At 63.6% G+C, this 17198-nt stretch carries 16 protein-coding genes; 7 read left to right on the top strand and 9 right to left on the bottom strand.

Annotation, left to right across the window (positions count from 1 at the left end; translation table 11 throughout):
* The first annotated feature begins 104 nt into the window (after positions 1 to 104).
* The gene (locus ACXZ1M_RS25050) at positions 105 to 848 is read left to right on the top strand and encodes an SDR family oxidoreductase (protein WP_459050306.1); all 744 of its coding nucleotides are present in this window, start codon (positions 105 to 107) and stop codon (positions 846 to 848) included.
* An 87-nt stretch (positions 849 to 935) separates the two neighbouring features.
* Here ACXZ1M_RS25050 and ACXZ1M_RS25045 read toward each other — a convergent pair whose 3' ends face one another.
* On the bottom strand, positions 936 to 1913 hold the full coding sequence (locus tag ACXZ1M_RS25045) for a ribonuclease T2 family protein (RefSeq protein ID WP_459050305.1): 978 nt from the start codon (positions 1911 to 1913) through the stop codon (positions 936 to 938).
* Positions 1914 to 2068: 155 nt separating this feature from the next.
* On the opposite strand from ACXZ1M_RS25045, the gene ACXZ1M_RS25040 reads away from it, so the two are divergent.
* Entirely contained in the window at positions 2069 to 2317 is a 249-nt protein-coding gene (locus tag ACXZ1M_RS25040) for a hypothetical protein (RefSeq protein ID WP_459050304.1), read from the top strand.
* A 55-nt stretch (positions 2318 to 2372) separates the two neighbouring features.
* On the opposite strand, the gene ACXZ1M_RS25035 is transcribed toward ACXZ1M_RS25040, so the two are convergent.
* Positions 2373 to 3245, bottom strand: coding sequence for a LysR family transcriptional regulator (locus ACXZ1M_RS25035; protein WP_459050303.1), 873 nt, complete (start codon positions 3243 to 3245; stop codon positions 2373 to 2375).
* A 97-nt stretch (positions 3246 to 3342) separates the two neighbouring features.
* Between ACXZ1M_RS25035 and ACXZ1M_RS25030 the strand changes: the two genes are divergently transcribed.
* Positions 3343 to 4737 (top strand): MFS transporter, encoded by a 1395-nt coding sequence (locus ACXZ1M_RS25030; RefSeq protein WP_459050302.1) that lies wholly within the window; start codon positions 3343 to 3345, stop codon positions 4735 to 4737.
* 23 nt (positions 4738 to 4760) lie between these two features.
* Positions 4761 to 4982 (top strand): 2-hydroxymuconate tautomerase family protein, encoded by a 222-nt coding sequence (locus tag ACXZ1M_RS25025; protein ID WP_373991755.1) that lies wholly within the window; start codon positions 4761 to 4763, stop codon positions 4980 to 4982.
* Positions 4983 to 5135: 153 nt separating this feature from the next.
* Here the strand turns inward: ACXZ1M_RS25025 and ACXZ1M_RS25020 are convergent, their stop codons facing one another.
* The 3 genes from ACXZ1M_RS25020 to ACXZ1M_RS25010 form a co-directional block, all read right to left on the bottom strand.
* The gene (locus ACXZ1M_RS25020; protein ID WP_459050301.1) at positions 5136 to 6230 is read right to left on the bottom strand and encodes a serine hydrolase domain-containing protein; all 1095 of its coding nucleotides are present in this window, start codon (positions 6228 to 6230) and stop codon (positions 5136 to 5138) included.
* Positions 6231 to 6377: 147 nt separating this feature from the next.
* Positions 6378 to 6998 (bottom strand): DsbA family protein, encoded by a 621-nt coding sequence (locus ACXZ1M_RS25015; protein ID WP_459050300.1) that lies wholly within the window; start codon positions 6996 to 6998, stop codon positions 6378 to 6380.
* A 32-nt stretch (positions 6999 to 7030) separates the two neighbouring features.
* The gene (locus ACXZ1M_RS25010; RefSeq protein WP_459050299.1) at positions 7031 to 7765 is read right to left on the bottom strand and encodes an SDR family NAD(P)-dependent oxidoreductase; all 735 of its coding nucleotides are present in this window, start codon (positions 7763 to 7765) and stop codon (positions 7031 to 7033) included.
* Positions 7766 to 7877: 112 nt separating this feature from the next.
* Between ACXZ1M_RS25010 and ACXZ1M_RS25005 the strand changes: the two genes are divergently transcribed.
* Positions 7878 to 8780 (top strand): substrate binding domain-containing protein, encoded by a 903-nt coding sequence (locus ACXZ1M_RS25005; protein WP_459050298.1) that lies wholly within the window; start codon positions 7878 to 7880, stop codon positions 8778 to 8780.
* Between the two features lie 121 nt (positions 8781 to 8901).
* The gene (locus ACXZ1M_RS25000; RefSeq protein ID WP_459050297.1) at positions 8902 to 10203 is read left to right on the top strand and encodes a sugar MFS transporter; all 1302 of its coding nucleotides are present in this window, start codon (positions 8902 to 8904) and stop codon (positions 10201 to 10203) included.
* On the opposite strand, the gene ACXZ1M_RS24995 is transcribed toward ACXZ1M_RS25000, so the two are convergent.
* A complete protein-coding gene (locus tag ACXZ1M_RS24995; RefSeq protein WP_459050296.1) occupies positions 10204 to 12720 on the bottom strand; it encodes an excinuclease ABC subunit UvrA in 2517 nt (838 codons plus the stop codon).
* Positions 12721 to 12723: 3 nt separating this feature from the next.
* A complete protein-coding gene (locus ACXZ1M_RS24990) occupies positions 12724 to 12993 on the bottom strand; it encodes a GlsB/YeaQ/YmgE family stress response membrane protein (protein WP_459050295.1) in 270 nt (89 codons plus the stop codon).
* A gap of 250 nt (positions 12994 to 13243) precedes the next feature.
* Here ACXZ1M_RS24990 and ACXZ1M_RS24985 point away from each other — a divergent pair, with 250 nt between their 5' ends.
* Positions 13244 to 14293: a glycoside hydrolase family 43 protein gene (locus ACXZ1M_RS24985; protein ID WP_459050294.1), complete on the top strand. Its 1050-nt coding sequence runs from the start codon at positions 13244 to 13246 to the stop codon at positions 14291 to 14293.
* 68 nt (positions 14294 to 14361) lie between these two features.
* On the opposite strand, the gene ACXZ1M_RS24980 is transcribed toward ACXZ1M_RS24985, so the two are convergent.
* Together ACXZ1M_RS24980 and ACXZ1M_RS24975 are read right to left on the bottom strand one after the other, a co-directional pair.
* Positions 14362 to 15402 carry a bifunctional UDP-4-keto-pentose/UDP-xylose synthase gene (locus tag ACXZ1M_RS24980; RefSeq protein WP_459050293.1) on the bottom strand — a complete coding sequence of 347 codons (1041 nt, stop codon included), beginning with the start codon at positions 15400 to 15402 and terminating at the stop codon, positions 14362 to 14364.
* A 73-nt stretch (positions 15403 to 15475) separates the two neighbouring features.
* On the bottom strand, positions 15476 to 17134 hold the full coding sequence (locus ACXZ1M_RS24975) for a glycosyltransferase family 39 protein (RefSeq protein WP_459050292.1): 1659 nt from the start codon (positions 17132 to 17134) through the stop codon (positions 15476 to 15478).
* Between the last annotated feature and the right edge of the window lie 64 nt (positions 17135 to 17198).

Below are 17198 nucleotides of genomic sequence, written 5' to 3'. Positions count from 1 at the left end.
ATCTTATACCAATGGTTGAAACTGTTCACGCATTTTCATGACTACCGCGATCAAGTTGGCGAGACCATACTGTGTTCATCAACCAACCCGAAAGGAAACAAATCATGAACACGAAACTCAACGGTCAAGTCGCTTTCATCAACGGTGGTTCGCGCGGCATCGGCGCTGCAACGGCTCGCCGCCTGGCCAGCGAAGGCGCCAAAGTCGCCATCGGCTACGCCGCCTCGGCCATCGCGGCTGAAGCGCTGGTGGAAGAAATCAAAGCCGCCGGTGGCGAAGCGATCGCCCTGAAGGCCGACGCCACCGACGCCGCAGCCCTGACCAAAGCCATCGACAGCGTGGCTGAACGCTTCGGCCGCCTGGACATCCTGGTCAACAGCGCCGGCGTGCTGCTGCTCGGTCCAACCGACAGCTTCTCGCTGGAAGACTTCGACAAAACCGTGGCCGTCAACGTGCGCGCCGTGTTCGTGGCCTCGCAGGCAGCAGCCAAGCACATGAAGGACGGCGGCCGCATCATCAACATCGGCAGCACCAACGCGCAGCGCATGCCGTTCGAAGGCGGCGCCGCCTACGCGATGAGCAAATCGGCCCTGACCGGCCTGGTGAAAGGCATGGCGCGCGATCTGGGCAGCCGCAAGATCACCGTCAATAACGTGGCGCCTGGCCCGGTCGATACCGACATGAACCCGGCCGACAGCGATTTCGCCACCGGTCTGCATGGCTTGATGGCGCTGAAACGCCACGGCAAAGCCGAAGAAATCGCGGCGATGGTGGCCTACCTGGCCGGTCCGGAAGCGGCCTTCGTCACCGGCGCCGACCTGGTGATCGACGGCGGCTTCGCAGCGTAAGCGTCATTCCCGCGCAGGCGGGCATCCATAGGCCGCGTGCTTGCCGGCGCGGCATGGGTTCCCGCTTGCGCGGGAACGACGGGTTGCTTAATCCTTGCCGGCTGCCTCGACGTACACTTCGTCGGCGCAGCCGATGGCGCGTGTCCCCGCCGGGCGCGCGTTGCTGACCATCTGCGGCAGGTCGCGCTCGGTGCTGAAGTCCAGCGCCAGCGACACGCGGATCTCCTGCAAATATTTGCGCTGGATGCACACCAGCGTGATGGCGTTGGCGGCCTTCTCGCCATGGCGCGCTGCGACGCGCTCGAAGAAATCGTTCACCTTGAAGCTCTTGCCGGCATTGCCCAGCACGATCTTGCCCACTTCCGAATCGTTCACCACCTTCACCGCCGAAACGGCCTTGATGAAATACTCATCCGGCGGCAAGGCCTGGCACTTGCCGTGCTTGTTCCATTCATAGGCGCCGAAGGTGCGCTCGAAGAAGAAATTCGGCATCCACGGCGCCACCTTGTCGATGGTCTCCTTGCTCAGCGCGAAGGGCTTGCCGCTGCAGCTGCCGTATTGCGTGCCGCATTCTTTTTTGTTCGGCCACAGGCCGTGCAGGCTCAGGTTTTTCGCCTCCAGCGCGCCGCTGTTCATGGCGTCGCATTCCGGCTTTTTGCCGTTGTATTTGGCGTGCTCGCAAAAGCCCGGCTGCCAGGTGATGGCCAGCACGTAGCTGTCCTGTTGATTGGGTGCGCTGCAGACTGCGCCGCTGACGCCTTCGTCCGGGCGGCTGGCCTGCTTGTCGTCGAGCGCCGGCGTGCCGCACTCGCGCTGTACCCAGCGTAGCGACGGCTGGGCGCCGGGCACTTCCACGCGCACCCAGTCGTAATCGGTCTTGTTGATTTCGCGCACCGTGTAGGCCGTGCCGGCAACAATCTTGGCCTCGCCCGGATTGGTGCGCTTGGCGAAGGAGGAAAACGCCTCGCAGCTTTTGGTGGCGGTGAAACTGCCGGTGGCGGATTCACTGGCACTGCAGTCCAGCACGGTAAAAGCCAGCAGCACTGCTGCGATGTAACGATGCATGAAACCCTCCGAATCAAATCAAAGCTGCCATTCTACCTGCCTACTGTTGCGTTTCGACGGGCAGTAGTCCTACAAACGCACTGCAAGCTCGCCGATACGGCACCGCTGAGGGAATGGCTACGATGGGATTCGTCCACTTCTCAGGAGGATCCACCATGAAATCGTTACATCTGACGGGTAAGCTCGGTATTGCTTTGATCGCCACGGTTGCCGTTATCAGCGGCTGCCAGAAGAAAAACGCGGACACCCCGCCGCCAGTGCCTGAAGCCGCGCCTGCGCCTGCGACCACTCCGGCGCCTATGCCAGCTCCAGCCACGACGCCGCCGACCGATCCGAACGCGCCGGCCCCGGCGACTACGCCGCCAAACAACACTGAAACGCCACCACCACCAACCACCCGCTAATCCGCCAAGCCACCGCCGCATCCATCAGGTTGCGGCGGTTGGCCTTGGCCTGACGCTACGGCGCCTGCAGCGCGCCAAATGTGGCGGCAAAGGCATCGCGCGCCGCGTGCTGCACGATGTCCCGACGCCACACCAGCATGGTTTGCACGTGCGCGACCGCGGGCGCCAGCGCGTGCACGCGGACCGTCTTGGCCAGCGACCGCTGTTTCAGTACTTCCCTCGGCATCATCGCCACCCCCATTCCCGCCGCCACGCAGCCGATAATCGCTTCGAACGTACCGAATTCGGCGACGCGCGCCGGCGACACGCCGCCTTCGGCGAACCAGCGCTCCAGCCGGCGCCGGTAGGAGCAACCGCTGCGAAAGCCCAGCAACGTTCGGCTCGCCACGTCGGCCGGCGACTTCACCGGGCCGTGCAGGCTATCGGTCAGCAGCACCAGCTCCTCGTCAAACACCGGTAGTTGCATCAGCTCGGGCCGCTCGATGGGCGCGGCCACCAGCGCCATGTCGACCCGGTGGTTGAGCACGGCCTGCACCAGGTAATCGGTGGGGCCGGTGTCGAGGATGAGGTCGACCTGCGGATACTGGCGGTGGAACTGCCCCAGCACCTGCGGCAGGCGCGCGGCGGCGGTGGTTTCCATGGAACCGATCCTGAGCTGGCCGGACGGCTGGCGGTCGCCGCGCATGGCTTCCTGCGCTTCATCGGCCAGTTGCAGCAAGCGCTCGGTGTAGGCCAGCAGGCGCGCGCCCTCCTCGGTGATCAGCAGGCGCCGGCCGGAGCGGTGGAACAACGCCACGCCGAGCGACTCCTCCAGCTGGGTCAGCCGGGCGGAGACGTTGGATTGCACGCGGTTGAGCCGCGCGGCGGCCTGCGTCACGCCGCCCTCCTCGGCCACGGTTTTGAAGATGCGCAGCGATGAGAGTTCCATGTCGATTCTCAATTAAAGAATTATGCATTCAGTATAATTCATTTTTAATGATGCGTTAGACGGCCTATAGTGGCAATATCGATACACGGAGCGCATCATGAAATCCTCGCCTTCCCTTGCGATTTTGCTCGCTTGCAGCTTCGCCTTCATCATCGTCCAGCTGGACGTCACCATCGTCAACGTCGCGTTGCCGGAAATCGGCCGCGAACTGCAGGCCGGCGTCAGCCAGCTGCAATGGGTGGTGGATGCCTACACGCTGGGCTTTGCCGTGTTCCTGCTCTCGGCCGGGGCCATGGGTGACCGTTTCGGTTCGCGCAGCGTGTTCCTCGGCGGCTTTGCGCTGTTTACGCTGGCGTCGCTGGCCTGCGCGGTGGCGCCCGATGCGCTGGCGCTCAACCTGGCGCGCGCGGCGCAAGGCATCGGCGCGGCGCTGCTGGTGCCGAGTTCTCTGTCCATCCTCAACGCCGTTTATGCACACGACCGCACGATGCTGGCCAAGGCCATCGCCTGGTGGACTGCGGCGGGCGGCGTCTCGATCGCGGCCGGGCCGGTGCTGGGCGGCTTGCTGATGTCGGTGTTCGGCTGGCGCAGCATCTTCTGGGTCAACATCCCGATCTGCGTGCTCGGCTTCTGGCTGACCTTGCGCGTGGTGCCGGCGCTGCGCCACAGCGGCCCGACGCGCAGCTTCGACCTGCCGGGGCAACTGCTGGCCGTGGTCGCGCTGACCGCCTTCATCGGCGCGGTGATTGAAACCCATGCGCTGGGACTGACGCATCCTGCAGTGATCGTTGCGCTGGTGGTGGCGGTGATGGCTGGCGTGCAATTCATCCGTGTCGAGCAACGCAGCGCCGCGCCGATGCTGCCGTTGCAGCTGTTCAAGCTAGCGGGATTCACGCCGGCGGTGCTGTTCGGCGTGTTCGTCAACTTCGCCTACTACGGCGTGATCTTCGTGCTGAGCTTCTACCTGCAAAAAGTGCGCGGCTTTTCGGTGCTGCACGCCGGACTGATCTTCCTGCCGCTGACCGGAACCTTTTTGTTCGCCAACATCGCCAGCGGCTGGCTGCAGGCGCAGGTTGGCTCGCGCAAGCCGATGATCATCGGCGGCGTGATCGGCGGCGTCGGCTACGCGCTGCTGGGCATCTTCGGCATTTCCGAGACGGCCAGCTTCTGGGCCATGCTGCCGGGCCTGGCGCTGATCCCGGCCGGCATGGGCCTGGCCGTGCCGGCCATGACCACCGCCATCCTGGCCTCGGTGAACAAGCAGCAGGCCGGCACTGCGTCGGCGGTATTGAATACAGCGCGCCAGGTCGGCGGCGCCATGGGCGTGGCGGTGTATGGCGCACTGGTGGCAACACCGGCCACAGCTGCTATCCTTGCGGGCATCGAAGCGGCGATGGTCATCTCGACCGTGTTGCTGCTGGCCGGCGCGCTGCTGGCGGTGTACGGAATCGCCGCGCACGGTACGCCGGCCGCAATGAAAACCGCAAACTGATTTTTTAACCAAGGAGTAGAGCTATGCCATTCGTCAACATCCGTATCACCAATGAAGGCGCCACCGCCGAGCAGAAGCAGGAACTGATTCAGGGCGTGACCGACCTGCTGCAAAAAGTGCTGAACAAAAACCCGGCCACCACCTTCGTCATCATCGACGAAGTGGAGACCGACAACTGGGGCGTGGCCGGCACGGCAGTCACCACGCTGCGCAAGCGCGCGGCGGAGGCGAAGGCGGGTTCATAAGCGGCGAGCCCCCAACTGGATCCCGCTTCTGTTTTTCTGCTGAGTTCGCGGGAATCGCAAAACCCGCACTGCGGCGAACAGGGGTCGTACCCCGTACGGGGTACGACCCCGCCATCTTGGGGTGCTGCGTCGCTCAATCCAAGACCACGGATGCTATGGAACCGCGATACTCGCGTTATCCAGATTTTGAGCGATAGCATTTGCAAGGACACGCAGTCGTCCCAGCGTTTGCCTATCCAGTTCATTCGACAGCAGGACAACGGCCGTCCCGGCTTCCGGCTGCAGCACGAACAGGCTGGCGAAGCCTGGAATCGCGCCGTCTTGCCAGATCACCCGCCGTCCGCTCTCCGTCAACATTTGCCAATTCAAGCCCACTGAATAATTGTCGCTGACATAGGTTGGTTGATGGGACAAGCGCACCGCCGCGTCTTTTTCATCCAGCTGCAACTGAGCATAGGCCAGCAAGTCGTCCAACGTCGCTTTGAGCGCGCCGGCCGCTTGAGCGTGGTCCGTCGCGAGAGGCTGAGGGATGCCGCTCTCGTCGTATCCAACCACCAGGCGAGTTTGCTGGTCAGAGGAAAGCGTAATCGCCAGGTCGCGCAGGCCGAGAGGAACGGCAATGCGTGCCCTGAGCAGGGACTCGAAGCTCTGGCCATAGGCATTTTCCAGAATGTATCCCGTCAATTGCGCCGCCGCGTTTGAATATTGGAAGCGTGTTCCCGGAGCGTTGGTCAACTTCACATTGCGCAACTGCGCGTAGAACTCGTCTTTGGAATTCTGCGATCCGGTTAACAGCGCGAAAGGCAAGCCCGAGCGATGGTTCAGCAAGTGGTAGAGCCGCACCGGCTCGCCGTCATAGCTCAAGTTGTCGTAGCCGGCGCCTAGGTAATTGCGCACGTCATCATCAAGCGCAAGTTTCTTGTCAACTGCGGCCTGCGCCAACAGCAATCCGGCAAACGTTTTTGTCAGCGAAGCGATCGGATAGATGGTTTGGTCGTTCGGCTTGTCTGCGAAATCTTTGCTCACCCGCCCAACGTGGTGGCGATACACCTTGGCGTTGTGGATGACGCCTATCGATAATCCGACAGTCTGAGGCGCCTGCATGTAGGCATCGGCCTCTTTGCTGATCAGCTTATCGACATCGAGCGCAGGCTCAGCCGCCCATGCGATATTCATTGCGGCCAGGCCCGACAGGGACAGCGCCCATATCAGCCGCGCAACGCGAAATCCTGTTCTCTTCATACGCATAGTCCTCTTCTTCGAGCTGATTGAACCGAAGGGCAAGTGTAGAAGGCCAGGAGAAGCGTGTCATATTTTTAAGACGAAATGCTGCTTTGGAGGAATGGAAGGTCGGGAAGAAGGATCGGCCGCCAATGGCGGCCTTTCCACAACGAATCAGCGCGCCATTGCGTTCTGCAATTGATGTTCCAGCTGCGCCACATGCGCATAGCCGCCGCTGACTTCCACGATGCCCTTGTCGGTATCGAGCAGCAAGGCCGGGAAGCTGCGCACGCCCAGGCTGCGGGAGCGGGCGAAGTCGGCCTTGGTTTCGGCCACGGTCGCGTTGTCTTCCCAGACGCGCAACACGGCATCCACATCCAGCCGCAACTGCGCGCCCACCACACCGGCCAGCACGCGGCCAGTCGTGGTGTCGAGCCCATCGACGTAAAACGCATGCTGCAGCGCGCGGAACACGGCCAGCAGATCGGCCTGCGGCGCCAGCCTGCGCGCCGTGACCACGGCGCGGCACACCGGCTCCGTATCGTAGACAAAGTGCTCGCGCGCCATCAGCGCTTCGCGGTTGATCGACAGGCCGCTGTTGGCCTCCACCCGTGCCCAGTGCCCAAGACGGAATTCCTTGCCCGCCTGGTCCAGCACATCGGTAGCGCCGGCGCGCACGCCGCCGACGATGATCTCCAGTTCCAGCTCAGGGTGCATGGCCATCAGCTCGGTCATTTCCTTGCCGAAGCCATAGCACCACGAGCACATGGGATCGCCCACGTACAGCAGCTTCATTTTGTGGCCACCGACCGCGCGCGTGGCGACACTCACCAGGTGCCGGCGCTGCCGCCGCCATCGACCGGCAGAATGGTGCCGGTGGTGAAGTTGGATTCGGTCAGGTACAGCACAGCGTTGACCACGTCGTCGGTCACGCCGCTGGTGCCGGTCGGCGCCAGGGTGCGGAAGAACGATTGCGTGGCTTCGTCTTCGCTGTGCATCGGCGTGGCGATGATGCCGGGCGCCACCGCGTTGACCTTGACGTTGGACGCGGCCAGTTCAATGGCCAGCGCACGCGTGGCGTTGTTCAAGCCGCCCTTGATCAGCACCGGCAGCAAGGCCGGCACCTTGACGTTCGGCTGCATCGCAATCGCCGCCGTGATGTTGACGATGTGGCCCGACTTGTTGGCGCCCATATGCGCGGCCGCTTGCTGCGTCGGGAAGAACACGCCTTTCAGGTTGGTGTTGAGCAGCTCGTCCAGATCCTGCTCGGTGTAATCGGTGACCGGCTTGGCGATGAAGATGCCGGCGTTGTTAATCAGGATATCCACCTTGCCGAACGCTTCAAGCGCGCGGTCGAACAGCGCCTTGGCGGTGGCGGCCTGGGAGATATCGCCCGGCACCAGCAGGAAGTTGGCCGGGTTGCCCAGCTTGTCCGACGCCACTTTCAGGCGCTCGATGGTGCGGGCGTTGCCGACCACGTTGTAACCGCGTTTCAGGTAAGCCTCGGCGATGGCAAAGCCGATGCCGCTCGATGCGCCGGTAACAATAACAGTCTTGTTCATGATGTTTCCTTTCAAGGTTTGGGTAAGTGAAGCCACTATACTTATGCTTTAAACCTTGATAAACAGCCTGAAAAACAAGACAATTGATACACCATGTAATTCATAGGGCGCCATGAAACGCCAATTCGATGATGTTCTGCTGGGCAGCATAGAGCTGTTCTGCCTGGCGGCCGAGCTGTCCAGCTTTACCGCCGCCGCTGCCGCCGCCGGGGTGACGCCGGCCGCCGTCAGCCGTTCCGTGGCACGGCTGGAGGAGCGGCTGGGCGTGCGCCTGTTCGTGCGCACCACGCGCCAGATCCGCCTGACCGACGGCGGCCGCGTCTACTTCGAGCAATGCCGCCAGGCGCTGTCCCAGCTGACCGAGGCGGAACGCCAGGTCACCGGCGCGCAGGTCCAGCCCTCCGGCCCGCTGCGCATCAGCGCGCCCACGCCGTACGCCCACTACCGATTGCTGCCGCTGCTGGGGGAGTTCCGCCGCAAGTATCCGGAGGTCACCATCGACATCCACGTCAGCAACCGCAACATCGACTTTGCCGACGAAGGTTACGACCTGGCGATACGCGGCCGCGCGCCGGCCGACTCCAACCTCATCGCCCGCAAGCTGGAAGACTCCGAACTGGTGCTCGTCGCCGCCCCCGCCTACCTGAAGCGCGCCGGCACGCCGCAAACGCTGGACGACCTGGCCAGGCACGAGTGCATCCAGTTCGACCTGCCCAGCACCGGCAAGCGCATTCCCTGGCCGTTCATGCAGGACGGCGCGGTGATTGATCTGGCGACCCAAGGCGGCTTAAGCTGCTCCGAAGACGTGCTGGGCGTCGTCACGCTGGCGCGCGCCGGCGCCGGCCTGGTGCAGACCTACCGTTTCATCGTGGAACAGGATCTGGCCAGCGGCGCACTGGTCGAACTGCTGCCGCAGCACGGCGGCACCACGCGGCCATTTTTCCTGCTGTACCCGCATGCGCGCCATCTATCGCAGCGGGTACGCACCTTCGTGGATTTCCTGATGGCAAGGTGACGCCGACGGCAATTTGGCCCAGCTATGCGCAAATGTTATTGATTCCTGTGTTTTTGGCATTGGAGATCATACAACCGCTGGGATAGGATACCGGGTTAAGAAAACTTCTAGAGACACCCCCATGCCAGCTCCACTTTCCACCGCTTCCAGTTCCACACTGTCGCAGCCGAGCGCCGCCAGTTCCCGCGCCGTTCTGTCGCTGCTCACCAGCCTGTTCTTCACCTGGGGCTTCATCACCGTTATCAACAATACACTGCTGCCGCACCTGCGCAGCGTGTTCGACCTGAACTACACCCAGACCACGCTGATCGAATCGGTGTGGTTTATTGCCTACTTCTTCGCCTCGATTCCGTCCGCCCGCCTGATCGAACGCATCGGCTACCAGAAATCGATGGTGTTCGGCCTCGGCATGATGGCGGTCGGCGCCCTCTTGATGATTCCGGCCGCGCGCCTGCCGTCCTACGGCGTCACGCTGTGCGCGCTGTTCGTCATCGCCTGCGGCATCACGCTGCTGCAGGTCTCGGCCAATCCGTATGTCGCGGTACTCGGCTCACCGGAAACCGCGTCCTCGCGCCTGAACCTGGTGCAGGCCTTCAACTCGCTGGGCGCAACGCTGGCACCGCTGTTCGGCGCCTACCTGATCCTGGGCCGTTCGGCCTCCGGCACCGCCGAAGCGGGCCACGTGCTGACCCAGGCCGAGAAACTGGCCGACGCCCAGGCCGTGCAGCTACCCTACCTGATCGTGGCCGGCGTGCTGGTGATCCTGGCGCTGGTCATCTCCCGCTTCCCGATGCCGAAGATGCACCACGGCGCCACCACCCGCGTCTCGGACGCCGAGCGCCAGAAGCTGTCGCTGTGGAAGCACCGCAACCTGGTGTTCGGCATTCCTGCCATCTTCATCTACCTGATCGCTGAAATCGGCGTAGCCAACCTGTTCATCAACTTCACCGCGCAACCGGAAATCGGTGGCCTCAGCCACGAGCAAGGCGCGCACTACCTGTTCCTGCTGTGGGGCGGCATGCTGGTCGGCCGCTTCATCGGCGCCTGGGCCATGAACAAGACCACCGCCGAACGCGTGCTGGCCTTCTGCGCCATCGGCGCGTTCGTGGTGATGTTGGTCGCGGCGCTGGGCACCGGCAGCGTGGCCATGTGGGCGCTGATCTCGGTCGGCCTGTTCCACTCGGTGATGTTCCCGACCATCTTCACGCTGGGCATCAAGGGCCTGGGCCCGATGACCGAAGAAGGCGCCGGCCTGCTGATCATGGCGATCGCCGGCGGCGCGCTGGTGGTGGTGCAAGGCTGGCTGGCCGATACCATCGGCCTGCAACTGTCCTTCCTGCTGACGGCAGCCTGCGAACTGTATGTGCTGTTCTACGCGCTGTGGGGCTCGAAAGCCACCAACGCCTTCGTCGAAACCAAGTAATTACGCTGCCAGCACCGCGCGCAGGTAAGGCGCGGTGCGGCTGGCCGGCTGCTCCGCCACTTCCGCTGGCGGACCGCTGGCGACAATACGGCCACCCTCCTCGCCCGCTCCTGGGCCGACATCCATCATCCAATCGCTGTCCGCCAGCACCTGCACGTTGTGTTCGACCACGATCACCGTATTGCCGGCATCGACCAGCGTGTGCAGCTGAAGCAGCAGCAAATCGATATCGGACGGATGCAGGCCGGTGGTCGGCTCATCGAGCACGTACAGCGTGTCGCCCTTGCTGGCGCGTTGCAGCTCGGTCGCCAGCTTGATGCGCTGCGCCTCGCCGCCGGACAACTCGGTGGCCGGCTGGCCAAGCCGCAGATAACCTAGGCCCACCGCGCGCAGCACGTCCAGCGCATGGCGCAGCGGCGGCACATCTTCGAAGAACTCCCACGCCGCATCCACCGTCAAGGCCAGCACCTGCGCGATATTGTGCTCGCGGTAGCGGATGGCCAGCGTTTGCGGGTTGTAGCGCGCGCCCTCGCATTCCGGGCACGGCGCGTACACGCTGGGCAGGAACAACAATTCCACCATCACGAAGCCTTCGCCCGAACAATGCGGGCAGCGGCCCTTGGCGACGTTGAACGAGAACCGTCCGGCGTCGAAATGCCGCGCCTTGGCAGCGCGCGTGGCGGCGAACAATTTGCGCACATGGTCGAACAGGCCGGTGTAGGTGGCGAGGTTGGAGCGCGGTGTGCGGCCTATCGGCTTCTGGTCCACCTGCACCAGCCGCCGAAAACCGTCCATGCCGCTGACGATGTGGCCTTGCAGTTCGCTGTTGTCGTCCTGCTCCAGCAATTCTTCAGTACTGTCGGCCGGTTCCGTTGCGACGGTTTGCCCAAGCTGCGCCTGCACCAGTTGGATCAGCGCCTGACTCACCAGGCTGGACTTGCCCGAGCCGGACACGCCGCTCACGCTGGTCAGCACGCCTAGCGGAAAATCGGCGTCCAGCTTGTGCAGATTATTGCGCACCACGCCACGCAACTTGAGCCAGCCCTGCGGCGTGCGTGGCGTTCGCGCCGCCCTCTGTGCCGCGCCGAACAGGTAATGCGCGGTGCGCGATTCGGCGACGGCCTGCAAGCCTTGCGGCACGCCGCTGTACAGCACCTGGCCGCCATGCTGGCCGGCTTTCGGACCGACATCGACGATCCAGTCGGCATGGCGGATCACATCCAGCGCATGCTCGACCACGAACAGAGAATTGCCGGCCGCCTTCAAGCGATCCAGCGCGCGCAGCAACGCTTCGGTATCGGCCGGATGCAGGCCGGCCGACGGTTCATCGAGCACATACACCACGCCGAACAGGCTGGAACGCACCTGCGTCGCCAGCCGCAGGCGCTGCAACTCGCCCGGCGACAAGGTCGGCGTGCCGCGCTCCAAATTAAGGTAGCCCAAGCCGAGATCCAGCAGCACGCCGAGCCGCGCCAGCAGGTCGGCGCAGATGCGTTGGGTGACCATCAGCTTTTCCGGATGCGCCTTGCCGCGCTTGCGGCCCGGCGCTTTGCCTTGCGCATACGGCTCCATCAACTCTGCCAGTTGGCGCAGCGACAGGCGGCTGATCCCGGTGATGTCATGACCGGCGAAAGTAATCGACAACGCTTCCCTGCGCAGGCGCTTGCCTTCGCACAGCGGGCAAGCCATGCTGACCAGATACTGCGCCACGCGCTTCTTCATCAACTGGCTTTCGGTGCCGGCGAAGGTTTGCAGCACGTATTTGCGCGCACCGGTGAAAGTGCCCTGATAGCTCGGCGTCTCCTTGCGCTTGAGCGCGCGGCGCGTTTCGGCCGGCGTCAGGCCGGCGTAGACCGGCACGGTGGGCTGTTCGTCGGTGAACAGAATCCAGTCGCGGGTTTTCTTCGGCAGGTCGCGCCACGGCGTATCGACGTCGTAGCCCAGCGTGACCAGGATGTCGCGCAGGTTCTGGCCGTGCCAGGCGGTGGGCCAGGCGGCGACGGCGCGCTCGCGGATGGTGAGACTGTCGTCGGGCACCATCGAGCGTTCGGTGGCCTCGTACACTCGGCCCAGGCCATGACATTGCGGACAGGCGCCTTGCGGCGTATTCGGTGAAAACGATTCTGCGTATAGCAACTCCTGGCCGTCGGGATAATCGCCGGCGCGCGAGTACAGCATGCGCAAAGAGTTGGACAAGGTACTGACGCTGCCGACCGAGGAGCGCGTGGTCGGCGTGCCGCGTTGCTGCTGCAACGCCACTGCCGGCGGCAGGCCGTCGATGGAATCGACCTCCGGCACCGGCATCTGATGAAACAGCCGGCGCGCATAGGGCGACACCGACTCAAGGTAGCGCCGCTGCGCCTCGGCGTACAGCGTACCGAACGCCAACGACGACTTGCCCGAACCCGAAACGCCCGTGAAGACTACCAGCGCGTTGCGCGGCAGATCGACATCGATGTTTTTCAGATTGTGTTCGCGCGCACCGCGCACGCGGACATAGCCGTCGAAGGCGCTCACGCCTTAACGCGCGCGACCGCGGAATACGAGATTGACGATCGCCAGCAGCACGATGGCGCCGACAAACGACACGCCCAGCGAAGCCACGCCGTAATCGCCATCGTTGATGGTGCCGCTGCCGATCATCGGCGCCAGAATCAGGCCGCCCAGCACTGCGCCGATAATCCCCACCACCACGTTCAGGAACAGGCCTTGCTGCCCGTCGGTGCGCATCACGATGCTCGCCAGCCAGCCCAGGACACCGCCAATAATCAACCAGATAATGAAGCCCATATAACCCCCTTGGATATTTTTAATAAAAACTTCGATGGAGACCCATGGTAAAGAGTTGCCAAGTCGGCCTGTGTGCGCGCGCTCACACAGAACGCTAGATTTGCGCGGGGCACGTGCTGCCTGAAAGTAAGAATAAACTTGCGGCGACGGCGTCGATCGCAACAAAAGTATCGTTCGGCGATAAAAAGTTATTGGCTAGGTGGATGATTTGATCTCATCATGGTCCAAAAATATATTTGGGAGACTATCGATGAATATTGCTCGCCACTTGGCTGGGGCGTTTGCCGCTGTGCTGTTGATGGCCGATGTGACGGCCGCGCCGGCGTTTCACAATCCTTTGCTCATGCAGCGCGCCGATCCGCAGGTCGTGCTGCATGCGGACGGCTATTACTATTTCACCGCCACCGTGCCGGAATACGACCGCATCGAGCTGCGCCGCGTGAAGGACTTGAACGATCTGGCGACGGCGGAAGCGAAGACCGTGTGGCGCAAGCACGCCAGCGGTGTGATGAGCCGTAACATCTGGGCGCCCGAGATCCACCACATCGACGGCAAGTGGTATCTATACTTCACCGCCGGCCGCGCGGACGCGCCGTTCGATATCCGCCTGTATGTGCTGGAAAACGCCTCGCCCAATCCGCTGGAAGGCGACTGGATCGAGCGCGGACAATTGAAGACCGGCTGGGAGTCGTTCGCGCTGGACGCCACCACGTTCACGGTCGGCGCGCAGCGCTATCTGGCCTGGACGCAGCGCCCGGCGACCGCCGCCAAACACCTGACCGCGATCTACCTGGCCAAGATGGACGGTCCGCTCGCCATCAGCAGCCCGGCGGCCCTGCTGAGCAAGCCGGAATTCGCCTGGGAGAAAATCGGTTTCGACGTCAATGAAGCGCCGGCGGCGCTGGTGAAGAATGGCCGCGTGTTCCTGACCTACTCGGCCAGCGCCACCGACGCCAACTACGCCATCGGCATGCTGACCGCCGACGCCGGCGCCAACCTGCTCGATCCGCAGGCATGGAAAAAATCGCCGCTGCCGGTGTTCGCCAGCAGCGCGCGCGACGGGCAGTATGGACCGGGCCACAACTCCTTCACCACCACGCCGGACGGCAAGCAGGATGTGCTGGTCTACCACGCGCGCAACTACGAGAAAATCAGCGGCGACCCGCTGCACGACCCCAACCGCCACACGCGCGCGCAGCTGATTCAATGGCGCGAGGACGGCACGCCCGATTTCGGCACGCCGACTCCAGACGCCGCCCCCAGCCCCACCCGTCATTCCCGCGAACGCGGGAATCCATAGAACATTTGCTCCGCAGACGCCGTATGGATTCCCGCTTTCGCGGGAATGACGATATCGGCGGACCCGGCCTACTCCATCAGCGCCTGCGCCGCAGCGACTTGGCCACGGTAGGCGTCGAAGATTTTCTTCAGCGCCGCAGCCATACTGGTGGACGGTTTCCAATCCAGCTCTTCGCAGGTATTGGTGATTTTCGGCACGCGGTTCTGCACGTCCTGGTAGCCGGCGCCGTAGTAGGCGCCGGCGGTGGTCTCGACGATCTTGACCTGGGCCGCGCCGGCCGCGTATTCAGGATAGTCGTGCGCCAGTTCCAGCATCATGCCGGCCAGTTCGCGGATCGAATAATTGTTGACCGGGTTGCCGATGTTGTAGATCTTGCCGCTTGCCGCGCCGTCCTTGTTGGCGATGATCTTCATCAGCGCGTCGATGCCGTCGTCGATGTCGGTGAAGGCGCGCTTCTGTGAGCCGCCGTCCACCAGCGAGATGTTCTCGCCGCGCACGATGTGGCCGAAGAACTGCGTCACCACGCGCGAGGAACCTTCCTTCGGCGTGTGGATCGAATCGAGGCCGGCGCCGATCCAGTTGAATGGACGGAACAGCGTGAAGTTCAAACCTTCCATGCCGTAGCCCCAGATCACGCGGTCCATCAGCTGCTTGGCGTTCGAATAGATCCAGCGCGGCTTGTTGATCGGGCCGCAGATCAGTTCCGAATTCTCCGGATCGAATTCCTCGTCATGGCACATGCCATACACTTCCGAGGTCGACGGGAACACCAGGTGCTTGCCGTATTTGGCGGCCGAACGCACGATCGGCAGGTTGGCCTCGAAGTCCAGCTCGAACACGCGCAGCGGCGCGGTCACGTAGGTCGACGGCGTCGCAATCGCCACCAGCGGCAGAATCACGTCGCACTTCTTGACGTGGTACTCCACCCATTCCTTGTTGATGGTGATGTCGCCTTCGAAGAAGTGCATGCGCGGGTGGGCGAGCAGGTCCGGGATGCGGTCGGTGCTCATGTCCATGCCGTACACGTGCCAGTCGGTGGTCTCCAGGATGCGCTTCGACAGGTGGTGGCCGATGAAGCCGTTGACGCCGAGAATAAGGACTTTCTTCATGAATGCACCGCTCATACGATATTAAGAGACGCTTATTTTGCGCCATCCATCATGAACGGCGCATGAACAAGACTTACGGCAATGAGGACACCAGCACCACCTCGTCGCCACGGCCGCGCAGCGTCATCGGCAACCCTTGCCGCTGCAGCTCCGGATACAGATCCTCGCGCACGATCGCATACTGCTTCCGGCCGCTCGCCGCGCCTTGCTTCCAGCGCGCATAAAACTCCTCCAGCGTATCGATGCCGCGCTGCGGCTCCTGCTCCAGGCCGAATTCCAGCTCGTCCTTGTAGTGCACCGGAATCACGGTATGGCCCATGTAGAACGTCATCGACTGCCGATACGTGCCCACCGAATACACCGGCGCTTCCGCGCTGAGCTCCGGGCGAATCGACATCGCCAGGTCCGCCAGCGCCCGCTGTCGGCCGATCGGCTCGTGCCCCGCCATGATCAGTTGCGTCAGCAACCAGCCGCCCAGCGCCACCGCCAGCAGCGCGGCATCGCGCTGCCCGCGCCAGGCGCTCCAGCAGGCCACGGCGCCGGCCAGCAGCGCCGCCGCGAAGGCAGCCCCCAGCAACGGCCGCGTCGCCTCGAACAGCGCGACATCGACGGCCGAATTGGCCAGCCCGCCAACAAACGGCGTCAACGCCAGGCCCACCCCGCCAACCAGCGCCAGCAACGCCGCCACCACCAGCAAGGCCGTGCGCGACGCCCGCTCCAGATACACGCCGGCCAGCAGCGCCAGCGCCGGGAAGATCGGCACCATATAGCCCGGCAGCTTGGAGCTGGAATAGCTGAAGAAGAACAGGATGAACACCACCCACACCAGCAGCAAGCGGCCCGGCTGGAAACGCCCCGCCACGCGCTTGCCCGCCAGCGCCAGGCTGGCCGGCAACGCCGGCAGCCACGGCAGCGCCGCCGGGACCAGCAGCACCAGGAAGTAATACCACGGCCCTTCGCGGTGGTGCGTCTTCAACATGAAACGCTCCCAGTGCTCGTGGATGAAAAAGAAATGCGGCTGCTCCGGATTGCGCGCCGCCACCAGCAGGAACCACGGCAAGGCCAGCGCCAGCAACAGCAACAGGCCGCGCACCGGATGCAGGCGCAGCCAGATCGCGCGGTCGCCGCTCAGCAAGGCATACAGGAACAGCACGCCGCCGGGCAGCACGATGCCGATCAGGCCCTTGGCCAGCAGCGACAAGGCCATGCCGGCCCAGCACACCATCATCCAGCGCAAGCGCTCGGCCGCGCCGGCCTCGTCGCGCTGGGCGATCAGCAAGGCGCACAGCGACAGCGCCATGGTGGCCGCCACGCCCAGGTCGAGCGAATTGAATTGCGAGGTCGCCGCCCAGAACAGCGTGGAGCCCAGCACCAGCGCGGCGTACACGCCGGCGCGGCCGCCGAACACGCGCTGGCCGGCATAGCCGGTCAGGAACACCGTCAGCACGCCGCACAGGCCGTTCCACAGGCGCGCCTGCCAGTCGCCGATGCCGAACAGCGCGAACGAGGCCGCGCTCATCCAGGTGTGCAGCGGCGGCTTCTCGAAATACTTGATGCCGTTCAGGCGCGTGGTGATCCAGTCGCCGCTGAGGAGCATCTCGCGCGCCATCTCGGCGTAGCGGCCCTCGTCGGGCTGCAGCAAGGTGCGCACATCCAGCACAAAAAGGGAGGCAAGGACAAAGACGGCGGCCAGCACGAGCAGTGCCGCCTTGGAACGCAGGAAATCAGACATGGCGCGAAACGAATCAGGAAAAGTGCGCCACTATAGGACAGCGATTATGAACCGCGCATTAAGG

Source organism: Duganella paludis, assembly GCF_054461335.1.
Note: the sequence above shows the minus strand (reverse complement) of the source record. Positions and strands in the feature narration are given on the sequence as shown.